The organism is Pseudomonas lalkuanensis, assembly GCF_008807375.1.
GTDB lineage: Bacteria > Pseudomonadota > Gammaproteobacteria > Pseudomonadales > Pseudomonadaceae > Metapseudomonas > Metapseudomonas lalkuanensis.
Genome location: NZ_CP043311.1, coordinates 5,550,191 through 5,564,783, shown reverse-complemented (window position 1 = coordinate 5,564,783; position 14,593 = coordinate 5,550,191). Strand labels below are relative to the sequence as shown.

General features: G+C 64.4%; 14 protein-coding genes. 12 read left to right on the top strand and 2 right to left on the bottom strand.

The features are described 5' to 3' along the window. The first annotated feature begins 42 nt into the window (after nucleotides 1–42). The 12 genes from FXN65_RS25665 (at nucleotide 43) to FXN65_RS25610 (ending at nucleotide 12,710) form a co-directional block, all read left to right on the top strand. Nucleotides 43–966, top strand: coding sequence for a branched-chain amino acid transaminase (locus tag FXN65_RS25665; RefSeq protein WP_151137720.1), 924 nt, complete (start codon nucleotides 43–45; stop codon nucleotides 964–966). Nucleotides 967–1,060: 94 nt separating this feature from the next. After that, a complete protein-coding gene (gene waaF, locus FXN65_RS25660; RefSeq protein ID WP_151137717.1) occupies nucleotides 1,061–2,104 on the top strand; it encodes a lipopolysaccharide heptosyltransferase II in 1,044 nt (347 codons plus the stop codon). Next, nucleotides 2,105–3,166 carry a lipopolysaccharide heptosyltransferase I gene (gene waaC / locus FXN65_RS25655; RefSeq protein WP_151137715.1) on the top strand — a complete coding sequence of 354 codons (1,062 nt, stop codon included), beginning with the start codon at nucleotides 2,105–2,107 and terminating at the stop codon, nucleotides 3,164–3,166. It abuts the gene before it with no gap. Next, on the top strand, nucleotides 3,166–4,287 hold the full coding sequence (locus tag FXN65_RS25650) for a glycosyltransferase family 4 protein (RefSeq protein ID WP_151137712.1): 1,122 nt from the start codon (nucleotides 3,166–3,168) through the stop codon (nucleotides 4,285–4,287). Before waaC ends, FXN65_RS25650 begins: the two co-directional genes overlap by 1 nt. After that, nucleotides 4,284–5,099: a lipopolysaccharide core heptose(I) kinase RfaP gene (rfaP, locus tag FXN65_RS25645; protein WP_151137710.1), complete on the top strand. Its 816-nt coding sequence runs from the start codon at nucleotides 4,284–4,286 to the stop codon at nucleotides 5,097–5,099. The genes FXN65_RS25650 and rfaP overlap by 4 nt, the downstream gene beginning before the upstream one ends. Then, complete coding sequence (locus FXN65_RS25640) at nucleotides 5,096–5,833, top strand: lipopolysaccharide kinase InaA family protein (RefSeq protein ID WP_151137707.1); 738 nt, start codon at nucleotides 5,096–5,098, stop codon at nucleotides 5,831–5,833. The genes rfaP and FXN65_RS25640 overlap by 4 nt, the downstream gene beginning before the upstream one ends. Further along, nucleotides 5,830–6,585, top strand: a complete 756-nt coding sequence (locus FXN65_RS25635; RefSeq protein WP_151137705.1) for a lipopolysaccharide kinase InaA family protein — start codon at nucleotides 5,830–5,832, stop codon at nucleotides 6,583–6,585. The genes FXN65_RS25640 and FXN65_RS25635 overlap by 4 nt, the downstream gene beginning before the upstream one ends. Then, nucleotides 6,582–8,039, top strand: a complete 1,458-nt coding sequence (locus FXN65_RS25630; protein ID WP_151137702.1) for a lipopolysaccharide kinase InaA family protein — start codon at nucleotides 6,582–6,584, stop codon at nucleotides 8,037–8,039. The genes FXN65_RS25635 and FXN65_RS25630 overlap by 4 nt, the downstream gene beginning before the upstream one ends. Before the next feature lie 5 nt (nucleotides 8,040–8,044). Continuing rightward, entirely contained in the window at nucleotides 8,045–9,802 is a 1,758-nt protein-coding gene (locus tag FXN65_RS25625) for a carbamoyltransferase family protein (RefSeq protein ID WP_151137699.1), read from the top strand. Then, the gene (locus tag FXN65_RS25620; RefSeq protein WP_151137697.1) at nucleotides 9,792–10,709 is read left to right on the top strand and encodes a glycosyltransferase family 2 protein; all 918 of its coding nucleotides are present in this window, start codon (nucleotides 9,792–9,794) and stop codon (nucleotides 10,707–10,709) included. The genes FXN65_RS25625 and FXN65_RS25620 overlap by 11 nt, the downstream gene beginning before the upstream one ends. Next, nucleotides 10,706–11,848, top strand: coding sequence for a glycosyltransferase (locus FXN65_RS25615; protein WP_151137695.1), 1,143 nt, complete (start codon nucleotides 10,706–10,708; stop codon nucleotides 11,846–11,848). Before FXN65_RS25620 ends, FXN65_RS25615 begins: the two co-directional genes overlap by 4 nt. Beyond that, a complete protein-coding gene (locus tag FXN65_RS25610; protein ID WP_151137692.1) occupies nucleotides 11,841–12,710 on the top strand; it encodes a glycosyltransferase in 870 nt (289 codons plus the stop codon). The genes FXN65_RS25615 and FXN65_RS25610 overlap by 8 nt, the downstream gene beginning before the upstream one ends. On the opposite strand, the gene FXN65_RS25605 is transcribed toward FXN65_RS25610, so the two are convergent. After that, the gene (locus tag FXN65_RS25605) at nucleotides 12,707–13,369 is read right to left on the bottom strand and encodes a lipopolysaccharide kinase InaA family protein (RefSeq protein ID WP_151137690.1); all 663 of its coding nucleotides are present in this window, start codon (nucleotides 13,367–13,369) and stop codon (nucleotides 12,707–12,709) included. The genes FXN65_RS25610 and FXN65_RS25605 overlap by 4 nt on opposite strands. Beyond that, complete coding sequence (locus FXN65_RS25600; RefSeq protein WP_244620698.1) at nucleotides 13,366–14,481, bottom strand: O-antigen ligase family protein; 1,116 nt, start codon at nucleotides 14,479–14,481, stop codon at nucleotides 13,366–13,368. The genes FXN65_RS25605 and FXN65_RS25600 overlap by 4 nt, the downstream gene beginning before the upstream one ends. Nucleotides 14,482–14,593: the final 112 nt, after the last annotated feature.

Sequence of the window (14,593 nt, the reverse complement as noted above, 5' to 3'; positions counted from 1 at the left end):
CTCGACTGGCTGAACCAATCGAATTCTTGAGGAGCTGGCAATATGTCGATGGCCGATCGTGATGGCGTGATCTGGTATGACGGCGAACTGGTGCCGTGGCGCGAAGCAACCACCCACGTCCTGACCCACACCCTGCATTACGGCATGGGCGTGTTCGAAGGCGTGCGCGCCTACAACACCCCGGACGGCACCGCCATTTTCCGCCTGCAGGCCCACACCGACCGCCTGTTCGATTCGGCTCACATCTTCAACATGGAGATTCCCTTCTCCAAGGAAGAGATCAACGAAGCCCAGCGCGCCGCGGTCCGTGAGAACGGCCTGGAAAGCGCCTACCTGCGCCCGATGGTGTTCTTCGGCAGCGAAGGCATGGGCCTGCGCGCCACCGGCCTGAAGGTCCATGTGATCGTCGCCGCCTGGCACTGGGGCGCCTACATGGGCGAAGAAGCCCTGGTGAACGGCATCAAGGTGCGCACCAGCTCCTACACCCGTCACCACGTCAACATCTCGATGACCCGCGCCAAGGCCAACGGCAACTACATCAACTCGATGCTGGCCCTGCAGGAAGCCATCTCCGGTGGCGCCGACGAGGCGATGCTGCTGGATCCGGAAGGCTACGTGGCCGAGGGTTCGGGCGAGAACATCTTCCTGGTCAAGGACGGCGTGGTCTACACCCCGGAAGTGACCTCCTGCCTGAACGGCATCACCCGTAGCACCATCCTGACCCTGGCCGGCGAGCTGGGCATCAAGGTGGTGGAAAAGCGCATCACCCGCGACGAGGTGTACATCGCCGACGAGGCCTTCTTCACCGGTACCGCCGCTGAAGTCACCCCGATCCGCGAAGTGGACGGCCGCAAGATCGGTATCGGCCGTCGTGGTCCGGTGACCGAGAAGCTGCAGAAGGCCTACTTCGACCTGGTGACCGGCAAGACTTCCGCTCACGCCGAGTGGCGTACCCTGGTCAAGTAAACCGACTGAGCTGGACGCGGCAAGCCGCAAGCTGCAAGTGGTACCCACTGCTTGGAGCTTGCGGCTTGTCGCTTGAGGCTTGAAGCTGCCCTTTATGAAGATTCTGATCGTAGGACCCTCCTGGGTCGGCGACATGGTGATGGCGCAGACACTCTTCCAGTGCCTGAAGACCCGCCATCCCGACTGCGAGATCGACGTGCTGGCCCCTGAATGGAGCCGGCCCATCCTCGAACGCATGCCTGAAGTGCGCCAGGCGCTGAGTTTCCCCATCGGCCATGGCGTGCTGGACATCGCGACCCGGCGCAAGATCGGCAAGTCCCTGGTGGGGCAGTACGATCAGGCAATCCTCCTGCCCAACTCGCTGAAATCGGCGCTGGTGCCCTGGTTTGCCGATATCCCCAGGCGCACCGGCTGGAAAGGCGAGATGCGCTACGGCCTGCTGAACGACATCCGTGTCCTCGACAAGCAGCGCTACCCGCTGATGATCGAGCGCTTCATGGCCCTGGCCTTCGAGCCTGAGGCGGAACTGCCCAAGCCCTATTCGCGGCCGGCGCTGCGGATCGACCCGGCCAGCCGTGAAGCGGCCCTGGCCAAGTTCGGCCTGGGGCTCGACCGTCCCGTGCTGGTGCTCTGCCCCGGGGCGGAGTTCGGTGAGGCCAAGCGCTGGCCCGCCGAGCACTATGCCAAGGTGGCCGAGCTGAAAATCCGCGCTGGCTGGCAGGTCTGGCTGTTCGGTTCGAAGAACGACCATCCCGGCGGCGAAGACATCCGCATGCGGCTGATTCCAGGTCTGCGCGAGGAAGCGGTGAACCTGGCCGGCGAGACCAGCCTGGCCGAAGCCATCGACCTGATGTCCTGTGCCAGCGCCGTGGTGTCCAACGACTCCGGGCTGATGCACGTGGCCGCTGCGCTGGGGCGCCCTCTGGTCGCCGTCTATGGTTCGACCTCGCCACAGTTCACCCCGCCGCTGGCCGAGCAGGTGGAGATCGTCCGCCTTGGCCTGGAATGCAGCCCCTGCTTCGAACGCACCTGCCGCTTCGGCCACTACAACTGCCTGCGCGAGCTCAAGCCGCGTCCGGTGGTAGAAGCGCTGGACCGCCTGGTGCCGGACCCGCTCGAACTGGTGGAGAGTCGCTGAGTGCGGGTACTGCTGATCAAGACCTCTTCCCTGGGCGATGTCATTCATACCCTGCCGGCGCTGACCGATGCGGCGCGGGCGATTCCCGGGATCCAGTTCGACTGGGTGGTCGAGGAAGGATTCGCCGAAATTCCCGCCTGGCACCCGGCCGTGGCCCACGTCATCCCGGTGGCCATCCGCCGCTGGCGCAAGAACCTCTGGCAGACCCTTCGCAGCGGTGAATGGCGTCGCTTCAAGCGCCGCCTGCGTGAAGCCCGCTACGACCTGGTGATCGATGCCCAGGGGCTGGTGAAAAGTGCCCTGCTGACGCGTTACACCAAGGCGCCGGTGGTCGGCCTGGATCGCGACTCCGCCCGTGAGCCGCTGGCCAGCCGCTTCTACGATCGCCGCTATCCCGTGGCGTGGGGGCAGCACGCCGTCGAGCGCGTGCGCCAACTGTTCGCCCAGGCCCTGGACTATCCGCTGCCGGAAGGGGTGGGCAACTACGGCCTGAACCGTGCGCAACTGGCCGATGCGCCGGGCGGCGCGCCCTACCTGCTGTTCCTCCATGGCACCACCTGGGACACCAAGCACTGGCCGGAGAAATACTGGCGCGAACTCGCCGAACGGGCCTGCGACCATGGCTGGCACGTCCGCCTGCCCTGGGGCAATCCGACGGAGAAGGCACGCGCCGAACGTATCGCCGAAGGCTTGGAAAAGGCCGCGGTACTCCCCAAGTTATCCTTGGCGGGAATGGCCAAGGTGGTTGCCGGTGCGCGCGCCTGCGTGGCGGTGGACACCGGTCTCGGTCATCTGGCAGCTGCGCTGGACGTGCCGACCCTCTCGCTCTACGGCCCGACCAACCCGGGCTTCACCGGGGCCTATGGGCGGTCGCAGATCCATTTGGGCAGCGACTTCCCCTGTGCGCCGTGCCTGAAGAAGACCTGCGCCTACAAGCCGACGGCGGAGGATCTCCGCCTGTTCGACCTGGAGCGCGAACAGCCGCTCTGCTTCACCCGGCTGAATCCGCAGCGCGTGGCGACCCAACTGGAAGCCCTGCTGCTGACCGAGGATATCCACTGATGCAACTGGCATTCGTGCTCTACAAGTACTTCCCCTTCGGCGGCCTGCAGCGCGATTTCATGCGAATCGCCCTGGAGTGCCAGCGCCGTGGGCATGCCATTCGCGTCTACACCATGATCTGGGAAGGCGACGTCCCGGAAGGTTTCGAAGTGCTGATCGCGCCGGTCAAGGCGCTGTTCAACCACAAGCGCAACGAGAAATTCACTGCCTGGGTCGAGGCCGACCTGGCGCACCGCCCGGTGGACCGGGTGATCGGCTTCAACAAGATGCCGGGCCTGGACGTCTACTACGCGGCCGACCCCTGCTTCGAAGACAAGGCGCAGACCCTGCGCAACGGCCTCTATCGCCGCTGGGGTCGCTACAAGCACTTCTCCGACTACGAGCGCGCGGTGTTCGCGCCCGAGTCGAAGACCGAAGTGCTGATGATTTCCGAGGTGCAGCAGCCGCTGTTCGTCAAGCATTACGCGACGCCGGCCAAGCGCTTCCATCTGCTGCCGCCAGGCATTGCCGCGGATCGCCGCGCCCCGGCCAATGCTGACGACATTCGCGCCGAGTTCCGCCGTGAGTTCAAGCTTGGCGACGACGACCTGCTGCTGGTGCAGATCGGCTCGGGCTTCAAGACCAAGGGCCTGGACCGCAGCCTCAAGGCCGTGGCCGCGCTGCCTCGCGAGCTGAAGAAGCGCACCCGGCTGATCGTCATCGGCCAGGACGATCCCAAGCCGTTCCTGCTGCAGATGAAGACCCTGGGCATCTCCGACCAGGTGGACATCCTCAAGGGTCGCAGCGATATTCCGCGCTTCCTGCTGGGCGCCGACCTGCTGATCCACCCGGCCTACAACGAGAACACCGGTACGGTGCTGCTCGAGGCGCTGGTGGCCGGCCTGCCGGTGCTGGTCACCGACGTCTGCGGCTACGCCCACTACATCGCCGAAGCCGACAGCGGCCGCGTACTGCCCAGCCCCTTCGAGCAGGATGCGCTCAACCAGATGCTGGCCGACATGCTCGCCGACGCGGCTGCCCGCGCGCGCTGGAGCACCAATGGCCTGGCCTTCGCCGACAACGCCGACCTCTACAGCATGCCGCAGCACGCGGCGGATGTGATCCTCGCGGAGCGCCCATGAAGCTTGTCCTGAAGCCCCCGTTCGAGCGCCTCTGGGCCGGCCGCGACGCCTTTGTCGAGGTGGAAGCCCTCAAGGGTCAGGTCTATCGCGAGCTGGAAGGGCGTCGCACCCTGCGCACCGAGGTGAACGGCGAGGGTTTCTTCGTCAAGATCCATCGCGGCATCGGCTGGGGCGAAATCGTCAAGAACCTGATCACCGCCAAGGCTCCGGTGCTGGGCGCCGGCCAGGAGTGGGCGGCGATCCAGCGCCTGCACGAAGCGGGCGTGCCCACCATGACCGCCGTCGCCTTCGGCGAACGCGGCAGCAATCCGGCCAGCCAGCACTCCTTCATCGTTACCGAAGAGCTGGCACCCACCATCAGTCTCGAGGACTTCTGCGTCGACTGGCCACGCAATCCGCCGCCGGCGCGCCTGAAGTGGGCGCTGATCGACGAGGTCGCGCGAATGACCGGCACCATGCACCGCGCCGGGGTCAATCACCGCGACTGCTACATCTGTCACTTCCTGCTGCACACGGCGCGGCCGGTCACCGCCGATGACTTCAAACTGTCGCTGATCGACCTGCATCGTGCGCAGACGCGCACCGCAACGCCCAGGCGCTGGCGCGACAAGGACCTGGCCGGGTTGTATTTCTCGGCGCTGAACATCGGCCTGACCCGTCGCGACAAGCTGCGCTTCCTCAAGGCCTACTTCCGCCAGCCGCTGCGTCAGGTGCTGAAGGACGAGAGCACCCTGCTGTCCTGGCTCGAGCAGAAGGCCGCGCGCTTGCTCTCGCGCTATGAGCGCAAGTACGCAGGGGGAGGAGAGGCGTGAGCCAATGGAAACTGGCAGAGGGGCTGGACGCCGGGGTTACCGAGCTGTTCGCCGACCTGGACAAGGTGTTCGCCCTGCAAGGTGACTGGATCACCGGCGATCCGCTGTCCGAAGTACTGCGGGTGGAGCACCGTGGGGTGCGCTACTACGTCAAGCGCTACTGGGCGGCGGGCAAGGGCCTGCGCCGCTGGCTCGGCCGGCCAAGGGTCAAGGCCGAATGGCAGAACCTCAAGCATTTCGCCAGATGGGGCATCCCCACCGCGCCTGTGGTGGGATGGGGGCAGGAGCGCCGTGGCGGGGCCTTCCATCGTGGCGCCCTGATCACCCAGGAACTCAAGGGCACAGTCGACCTGGCGGAAATGGCCAAACAGGGCGACCCGCGCCTGGCCGATCCGCGCTGGGTCGACAATGTCAGCCGGCAGCTGGCCAGGGCCACACGCTGCCTGCACCAGCACGGCTTCGCTCACAACGACCTGAAGTGGCGCAACCTGCTGGTGGATGAGTCGGGCGACCTGTTCCTGATCGATTGCCCGACCGGCACCTTCTGGTGGGGGCCGTTCCTGCATTACCGGGTGATCAAGGACCTGGCTTGCCTGGACAAGGTCGCCAAGTATCATCTCAGTCGCAGCCAGCGCCTGCGCTTCTACCTGCAATACCGGGATCAAACGCGTCTGCAAGGCAGCGACAAGCGCCAGGTGCGGCAGATCCTCAAGTTTTTCGAGGGACGCGAATGAGCGACTTCATCGCGACGGGGGATCGCGAGATCCTCGCCCGTCATGGACTGGACAGTTTCGAATCGCTCTGGGCATTGCGCCTGGACGCGGTGGACGAACCCAATACCGGCCGCGGCGGCTGGAGCAGCGTGTTCCGCCTGGATCTGGGCGAGGCCGCCTACTACCTCAAGCGCCAGAGCAACTTCCTCAGCCGCAGCGTGCTGAGGCCGTTCGGCGAACCCACCTTCGCTCGCGAGTTCCGCAATATTCGCCGCTACCAGGCACTGGGTGTTCCGGCCCTGCAGGCAGCCTTCTTCGGCACCCGGCAGGTCGACGGGGAACATCGTGCAATCCTGGTTTCCCGCGCCCTGGACGGCTGGCGCGAGCTGGCTGCCACGCTTGAACACTGGGGCGGGATGATCACCGCACAGCGCTCGGCGATCATCGATGCGGTGGCTGGCCTGGCGCGGCGTCTCCATGGCGCGGGACAGGTGCACGGCTGCTTCTATCCCAAGCATGTCTTCCTGCGGGAAACCCAATCCGGCTTCGAGGCCTGCCTGATCGACCTGGAGAAGACCCGGCCACTGCTGCTGGGGCGCCGGGATCGGGTCAAGGACCTGGAAACCCTGGTGCGCCGGGCCGATGCCTGGGGCGAAGCCGAAGTGCGCGAGCTACTGGCCGGCTATCTGCAGCGTCCGCGCGATTCGGCGGAGGTCAATGACTGGCTGGCGCGTCTGGCCAGCCGCCGCCGCGACAAGGAAAGCGCGCGATGACCCTGGCGGAACTGGCCTGCGCGGGACGCACCCCGCACCTTCCCATTCAGCTGGACGTGGCAGGTGGACTTGAGCTGCAGAGCCTGCTGCGGGTGCTGCCCGGGCAGCGCTACGTAGGCGTTGCCCTGTGGCAAGGGCGCAAGGTGCTGGCCAAGCTGCTGGTCGGCGGCAAGGCCGAGCGGCACTTCCAGCGTGAGCTTGCCGGCACTCGCGCCTTGCATGGGCAGGGCATCGATTCCCCTGCGTTGCTGGGCGAGGGGTATCAGGTGGGGCTGGGCGGCTGGTTGCTGTTCGAGTACCTGGACTCGGCGGAAAGCCTCTGGGACGCCTGGCGCAAGGTCGAGCGCGATATCCCGTTGTCCGACGGTCAGCAGGAAGTGCTGGGCGAGGCCCTTGGCGCCATCGCCCGGCTGCATCTGGCGGGGCTTGTGCAGGAAGACCTGCATCTGGACAACCTGCTTCGCCACGGTGGCAAGCTGCAGGTGATCGATGGCGGCGGTATCCGTGCCGAAACCCCCGGCAGTCCGCTGCCGCGCAGCAAGGTCATGGCCAACCTGGGTATCTTCTTCGCCCAGCTGCCGGCGGAACTGGATCCCTTCCTGGAAGAGCTGCTGGTGCAGTACCTGCTGGTCAATGGCGAGCACGCTCTGCCGCTGGAGGCGCTGGAAAAGGAAATCGCCCGGATGCGGCGCTGGCGCCTTGGCGACTACATGAAGAAGATCGCCCGCGATTGCAGCCTGTTCAGTGTGGCTGGCGGTGCGTTCGGCCTGCGCGCGGTTCGTCGCGAAGCTGAAGCGGGCCTGGAGGGATTGCTGCAGGCGCCGGATGCCGCGCTGGAGCAGGGGCGCGCACTGAAGGAGGGGGCGACTGCGACGGTGGCCGAAGTCACCCTCGATGGCCGCAAGCTGCTGGTCAAGCGCTACAACATCAAGGGGCTGGTGCACTGGCTGACGCGTTTCTGGCGTCCAAGCCGTGCCTGGCACAGCTGGCGCGAAGGCAATCGCCTCGAGTTCCTCGGCATTGCCACGCCGCGTCCGCTGGCCGTGATCGAGCGGCGTTTCCTCTGGCTGCGCAGCCGTGCCTACCTGATTACCGAATATCTCTCCGGGCAAGATATAATCGCCCGTTTTCGACCCTATCTGGACGACCCGGATGGGGCTGGTGCACCACCCGAAGCCGAACTCCAGGCCCTTGATCGCCTGTTCGCCGCGCTGATCCGCGAGCGCATCAGCCATGGCGATTTCAAGGGCTACAACCTTTTCTGGCAGGACGGCCGCTGGACCCTGATCGACCTCGATGCCGTTTGCCAGCATCGCAGCGAACGCAGCTTCGCCCGGGCCTATGCCCGCGATCGCGCACGCTTCCTGCGGAACTGGCCGGCCGAATCGGCGTTGCACCAGCTACTGGATAAACGTTTACCGCAGGTGCCGGGCACCTGCCCTGAAAGAGGCTAACCCCCGTGGCATTGACGATTCTCGGCCTTTCCGGCGCCCTCAGCCATGATCCCTCCGCCGCGCTCTACATCGACGGCAAGCTGATCGCGGCCGCCGAAGAAGAGCGCTTCGTGCGCGACAAGCACGCGAAGAATCGCATGCCCTACGAGTCGGCCAAGTTCTGCCTGGAACAGGCCGGCATCAAGCCGTCCGACGTCGACGTCGTGGCCATTCCCTTCGCCCCCATCAGCCTGTTCGGCAAGGCCCGCTGGCACTACGCCAAGCGCTACTGGTACGCCCCGGATCGCGCGCTCGACGCCATCCTCATGGGCAACCGTCGCTACAAGCGCTACCGCAAGAAGATCGTCTGGTGCCTGGAGCAACTGGGCTTCGACGCCAAGAAGGTGAAGATCGAGCCGGTTGAGCACCACCTGGCCCACGCTTCCAGCGCCTACCACTGCTCCGGCTTCAAGGAGAAGACCGCGATCCTCGGTATCGACGGCAAGGGCGAGTACGCCACCACCTTCTTCGGCTGGGGCGAGAACGGCAAGATCCACAAGATCAAGGAGTTCTACGATCCGGACTCCCTCGGCGGCCTCTACGGTGCGATCACCGAGTACCTGGGCTTCGAGATGCTCGATGGCGAGTTCAAGGTCATGGGCATGGCGCCCTACGGCGACGCCGCCAAGTACGATTTCTCGCGCCTGGCGAAGTTCGAGAACGGTGAGCTGATCATCAACACCGATTACGCCAACGTCATCGGATTCCGCCGCTACAAGGAAAACGGCAAGGGCTACTACTTCTCGCCCAAGCTGATCGAGTGGCTGGGCCCGAAACGCCAGGGCGACATCGCCGACGATCCCTACATCCATTACGCCGCCAGCATGCAGGCCCTGTTCGAGAAGCTGGCGCTGGAGATGATGGACTACTACCTCGGCGACATCATCCGCGAGACCGGCAAGATCGCCTTTGCCGGCGGCTGCGCACTGAACGTCAAGCTGAACCAGAAGATCATCGCCCGCCCGGAAGTGAAGGAGCTGTTCGTCCAGCCCGCTTCCGGTGATGCCGGCACTTCCGTGGGCGCCGCCGCCTTCGTATCGGTCAAGCGCGGCGTGCCGGTGGAGAAGATGGAACACGTCTACCTCGGCCCGTCCTTCTCCAACGAAGACGTGATCGCTGCCTGTGCCAAACACCCGCAGAAGCCGGTGTTCAAACGCATCGAGAACACGCCCCAGCGCATTGCCAAGATCATGGTCGACGGCAACCCCGTGGCCTGGTTCCAGGGCCGCATGGAGTTCGGTCCGCGCGCCCTCGGCGGCCGTTCCATCATCGGCTGCCCGAGCGCTGTCGGCGTGGCCGACCGCATCAACGAGCAGATCAAGTTCCGCGAGCGCTGGCGCCCCTTCTGCCCGTCGATGCTGGACACCGTCGCGCCGCAGATGCTCAAGGTCGATCACCCGTCGCCCTTCATGACCTTCACCTTCGAAGTCAACGAAGAGTGGAAGACCCGCGTGGCCGAAGTGGTGCACGAGGACGGCACTTCCCGCGCCCAGGTGCTGGAGCGTCGCCACAATCCGCGTTGGTATGACCTGATGAAGGAACTGGAAGTGCTCACCGGCAACGGCGTGTCCCTGAACACCTCGCTCAACCGTCGTGGCGAGCCGATGATCTGCTCGCCCACCGACGCGCTGAACATGTTCTACGGCTCGGACCTGCAGTACCTGATCATGGAAGACATCCTCGTCGTCAAGGAAGGCAAGGACTGGTATGACAATGTCGGCTAAGCCACTGCTTAGCGTCATCATTCCTACCTACAACTACGCGGGCGTGCTCCCGCGCGCCGTCGAGTCGGTGCTTTCCCAGGCCACCCCGGAGGTCGAACTCTGGGTCGTGGACGATGGCTCCACCGACGACACCCCGGCAGTTTTCACTGCCCTGAGCCAGCGTCATGGCGCCGCCTTCCAGGGCGTGCGCCAGGCCAACGCCGGCCCTTCTGCGGCTCGAAACAATGGAGTGCAACTGGCCCAGGGGCGCTACGTGCTGCTGCTGGATGCCGATGACGAATTGGCTCCCGGGGTACTTCCGGATCTTTGCGAGCGTCTGCGGCAACAGCCTGACGTCGGCCTGTGGCTGGCTGGCCATGTTGCGGTGCACCCCGACGGCCGGGAGCGCGAGCATCCCGCCAGCGCTGTGCCCGGCGACGCGCTCGATCGCCTCAGGGGCTACCTGCTGGACAAGCGGATTGCCCTCAGCCACGGCTCCTGCGTTTTCCTTCGCGAGCTGCTGCTGGAACGGCCTTATCCCGAACACCTGCGCCACAGCGAGGACATTCCGGTCTTCGCTTACTGCCTCACCCAGCGCCAGGTGGTAGTTCTCGATGCCATGCTGGCGCGCATCCACAAGCATCCCGGCAGCCTGCGGCATAACGCCGAGGCCGCTCGCAAGGTGGGCCTGGCGCTGGTGGACGAAGTCTTCGTCAAACTCCCGGCCAGCCTGCAATCGCTCAAGCCCGCCTATCGCGCCCAGCGTTGCCTGTCGCTGTTCCGCACCTGCCTGCTCGCTGGCGACCAGGACAGCGCCCGTGACTACTACCGCGAAGCGCTGCGGACGGATTGGCGAGTGCTTTTCAAACTGTCGTACAGCCGCAAGGCCCTGCGTTTGTGGCTGAAGCCCAAGAAGAACCCGGAATGAGCCAGCGCCGTATCAAGGTTCTGCAGCTGCAGAACTACTACAACGTCAATGCGTCCGACCTGGCCGAGCAGATCATCCAGGCCCTGCCGACCGACCGCTATGAGGTGACCACCGCTTTCCTGCGCGGACGTCCCGGCCCCGGCGAACCAGTGAGCAAGGCCGAGCGTTCGATCTACTTCGGCTATAGCAAGTCGGCGGTCAGTGGCCTGCGCCTGCGTGCCCTGTGGGCGCTGTACAAACATTGCCGGGCTGAAGGCTATGACGCGGTGATCACCCATCGCTTCAAGCCGGTGAACATGTTGATGCTGCTGAACCGCTGGCTGCGCATCCGCGCCTGCATTGGTGTCGCCCACGGCTTTGGTGAGTACGACCGTTCGTTTCGCTGCTGGGTAGCCCGCCAGTTGATGACGCCAGCCTGGCGCCTGGTCGGGGTCTCCCGCGCCGTGCGCGATTATCTGGTAGGCGCCGGTGCGGGTTTCACGCCTGCCAATACCCGGCAGATCAACAACGCCATCGATATCGCCCGCGCCGAAGGCCTGCAGCATCCACGCGACAAGGCGCGGGAAATGTTGGGCCTGCCGGCAGATGCCTTCGTGTTCGGTGCCATTGGCCGCCTGGTGCCGGTCAAGGGGCACATCCACTTGCTGCGGGCCTTCGCGGAGATCAAGGACGAGCACCCTGGTGCCCTGTTGGCGATCATCGGCGAAGGCCGCGCCCGCCCCGAGCTGGAAGCGGCAATCGCAGCGCTGGGCTTGAAAGAGCGGGCGCTGCTATTGGGTGCGAAAGATGATGCGCTGCAGTACGTGCGCGCCTTCGACGCTTTTGTCATGCCTTCCTTGAGCGAGGGCCTGCCTCTGGCCCTGCTGGAAGGTATGAGCGGTCACCTTCCGGTCATCGGCTCTGATATTCCCAGTCTCAAGCCGATCCTCGAGGATTGCGGCGGCCGTATCGCACCCGCCGGCCAACATGCCGCGTTGGCCGTGCACCTGCGCGATGTGCTGGCGCTGTCCGCCGACGAGCGAGCCGCCGAAGGCGCACGTGCTTACCAGTATCTTTGCCGTGCCCATTCGATCGACGATTTCCGCCGCCAGTACCGCGAATTGCTGGTGGAACTGCTGGAAGGTAAACGCAATGAGTGATTCGAAGGATCTGCCGCTGGTCAGCGTGGTCATTTCCTCCTACAACCACGCCGACTACATCGAAGCCGCCATCGAGAGCGTACTGGCCCAGACCTATCCGAATGTCGAACTGCTGGTGGTCGATGACGGCTCCCGTGACGACAGCGTCGCGCGAATTCGCCGTCTGCAGGAGATCCACGGCTTCGATTTCGTGGCCCAGGAGAATCAGGGGCTTGCCCGTACCCTGAACGAGACGATCGCCCGTTCGAAGGGCAGCCTGATCGCACCTTTCGGCTCAGACGACATCATGGTGCCCGAGCGATTGGCAATTCAGGTCGCCTACATGAAGGACAAACCCGAAGTAGGTATCTGCGCGGGCAATATCCAGCATATCGATGGTCAGGGGAACGCCCTGGGGAAGCGTGATCGGGCGCGGTCGTTCCGGCGCCTGGACTTCGACGACGTCTTCAATGCAGCCAAGGACGGCGCGCCCGCGCCGACTTTGCTGTTCAGGCGTGAAGCGTTGGAAACAGTGGGTGGGTTCGATCCAAGCATTCGCCTAGAGGACCTGCTCGTGGAGCTCAGCATCACGCGGGCGGGTTATTTCATCGACGTGTTGCCCGATGTGCTGGCCAAGTACCGCGTACACGGCACCAATACCTACAAGAACCGGCGTTTTATGATCGACATGGTCATGCAGACCTACGCACGGTTCTCCGATCATCCGGCCTACCCGGAAGTCTGCGCGAAGTTCATCAATTCGATGCTGCTCAAGTGCGCGCGTGACGACAAGCCGCTGGCGCGCGAGCTGCTTCGCCAGTTGCCGCTTCGCTACTGGAATGGCAAGACCCTGCGGGCGCTTGGTCGGCTGATGCTCGGTTAAGTTTCCGGCAGGATGCGGGACAGGTCGCGGCTAAAGCGGGCTGCTGCGGCGTCTCCGCAGGTGCTGGAGTAGCCTTTGATCCAGGCGGCGCGATGCAGCCGAAGCAGCCAGTTGCTGTCTTCCCTGTAGCGCAGAATATGCTGGAGGTTGCGGCTGCGCTTCCAGGTGGCCAGCGGTCGATTCTCGATCTTCATGTCAGACAGGTCGATCAGGCCGAGTTCGCCTTCGGGCAGCTTCAGCACGTTGCCCAGGTGCAGTGAGCGGAAGTAGATGCCCATCAGGTGGAGCTGGCCGAGAAAGGCCCCGAACTGTTCCACGTCCTTTTCCCGTGCCGAGTCATCGAGAGCTCTCCAGCGACTGCGCAAGGTGTCCCCCGGCAGCGGGCGATACTGCACGGCGTTGAGCTTTCGGCTCGGAATCAGCATCAGTTGCTTGATCACCGGCGCGGCAATACCCAGTTGCCGCAAGCGCTCCGCATTGCGGGCGAAGCGCTGGGCGGGGGGGGACCACAGTGAGGACGAAAGCAGTCGCTTGCGCCGATAGAGCTTGAGAAAGTCGCCATTCGACAGGCGTGCGACTTTCAGTCCGAAACCGTCTTCTTCGATGGTCTGGGCACCGAGCAGCAGTGAATCGAGCTGCGCCTCGTTCAGAGTCTTCATTGCTTATCCAGGGCTCGTTGACTGATGGACAAGGCGGCGACCAGCGAAAGCGGGATCCAGATCAGGAACCAGCTCTCGTTCGGGCGCGGGAGGAAGCTGCTGCCTTCTGTGAGGCCGGCGCCGATGCCGTAGACGAGCAGTGCCGACGCGACCTTGAAGCCTTTGTGCTTGCGCTGGCTGAAGCAGCGCCAGATGCCGAAGCCGTACATCATCAGCCAGAACAGCAATCCAACCAGGCCGAGTTCCAGTAATACGGCAAGTTCGACGTTGTGCGGATCGCTCATGCTCATGCCGAGACCTTCCGCGTGGAAGGTGAAACTGCTGCCGTAGCCGTAGCCGAGCCATAGGTGCTGCAACGCCTGACCAAGTGCATCGCCCCAGATCTGAGGGCGTAAGGAAAGGCCGCGCTGCAGCAGAAGGTCCGGGAATGCGAAGAAGCTCGCAGCGATGAGCACGACGCCAATCGCTGCAAGGTAGGCGGCCCGGCGTGGTGTCATGATCAGCATCCAGAGGTTCATCAGCGCGAGTGCCAGCAGCGGTGTGCGGGACCCAGTCGCCATCAGTGCCGCCAGGAGCGGCACAGCGCAGAGGATCGGAATCCAGTCCCGGCGCACGTCCCGGGTCAGCCAGACGGCAATCCAGTAGGCACAGAACATGCCGAATACGTGAGAGGTCAGCAGCGGGTTGCGCAGCGCCCCGACGCCGATCAGGCGCCATTCCAGGGGGGGCTCCATGAAATAGATAACCAGATTGACCAGCGCAGCCAGGGCAGCCAGCGCAGCCCCCGCTTTCAGTGCCTTGAGCAGCAGTTCCCGGTCTTCCAGGGCGATCAGGGTACAGCTGGCAAAGAGCATGAACACGTAGAGCGGCCGTTTGGCCAGTCCCCCGGGATCATCTTCGGTTCCCGACCAGGTCAGGCTGAGCAGGAGCCAGGCGGAGAGGGCCAGGAAGGCCAGCAGCATCGGTTCGCGGATCAGGTCGCTTAGCCTGCGTGGTTTGTGCACCAGCGCCAGTAGCGCGGGGAAGGCGACCAGGCCGTAGAAGACTTTGGTGTAGAGACTGCTGTTGGCAAGCCAGAACATTCCGGTGAGCAGAGCCAGGTAGCCCAGCACCAGCCAGCGACGTACGACGAATTGAGAAATGGAAGGCGCTGCGGGGCTGGAAAGCATGGGGATGGACTGCACTGTCTGGACCGGTAATACGCTGCAAAAGGCTGGCATTTTA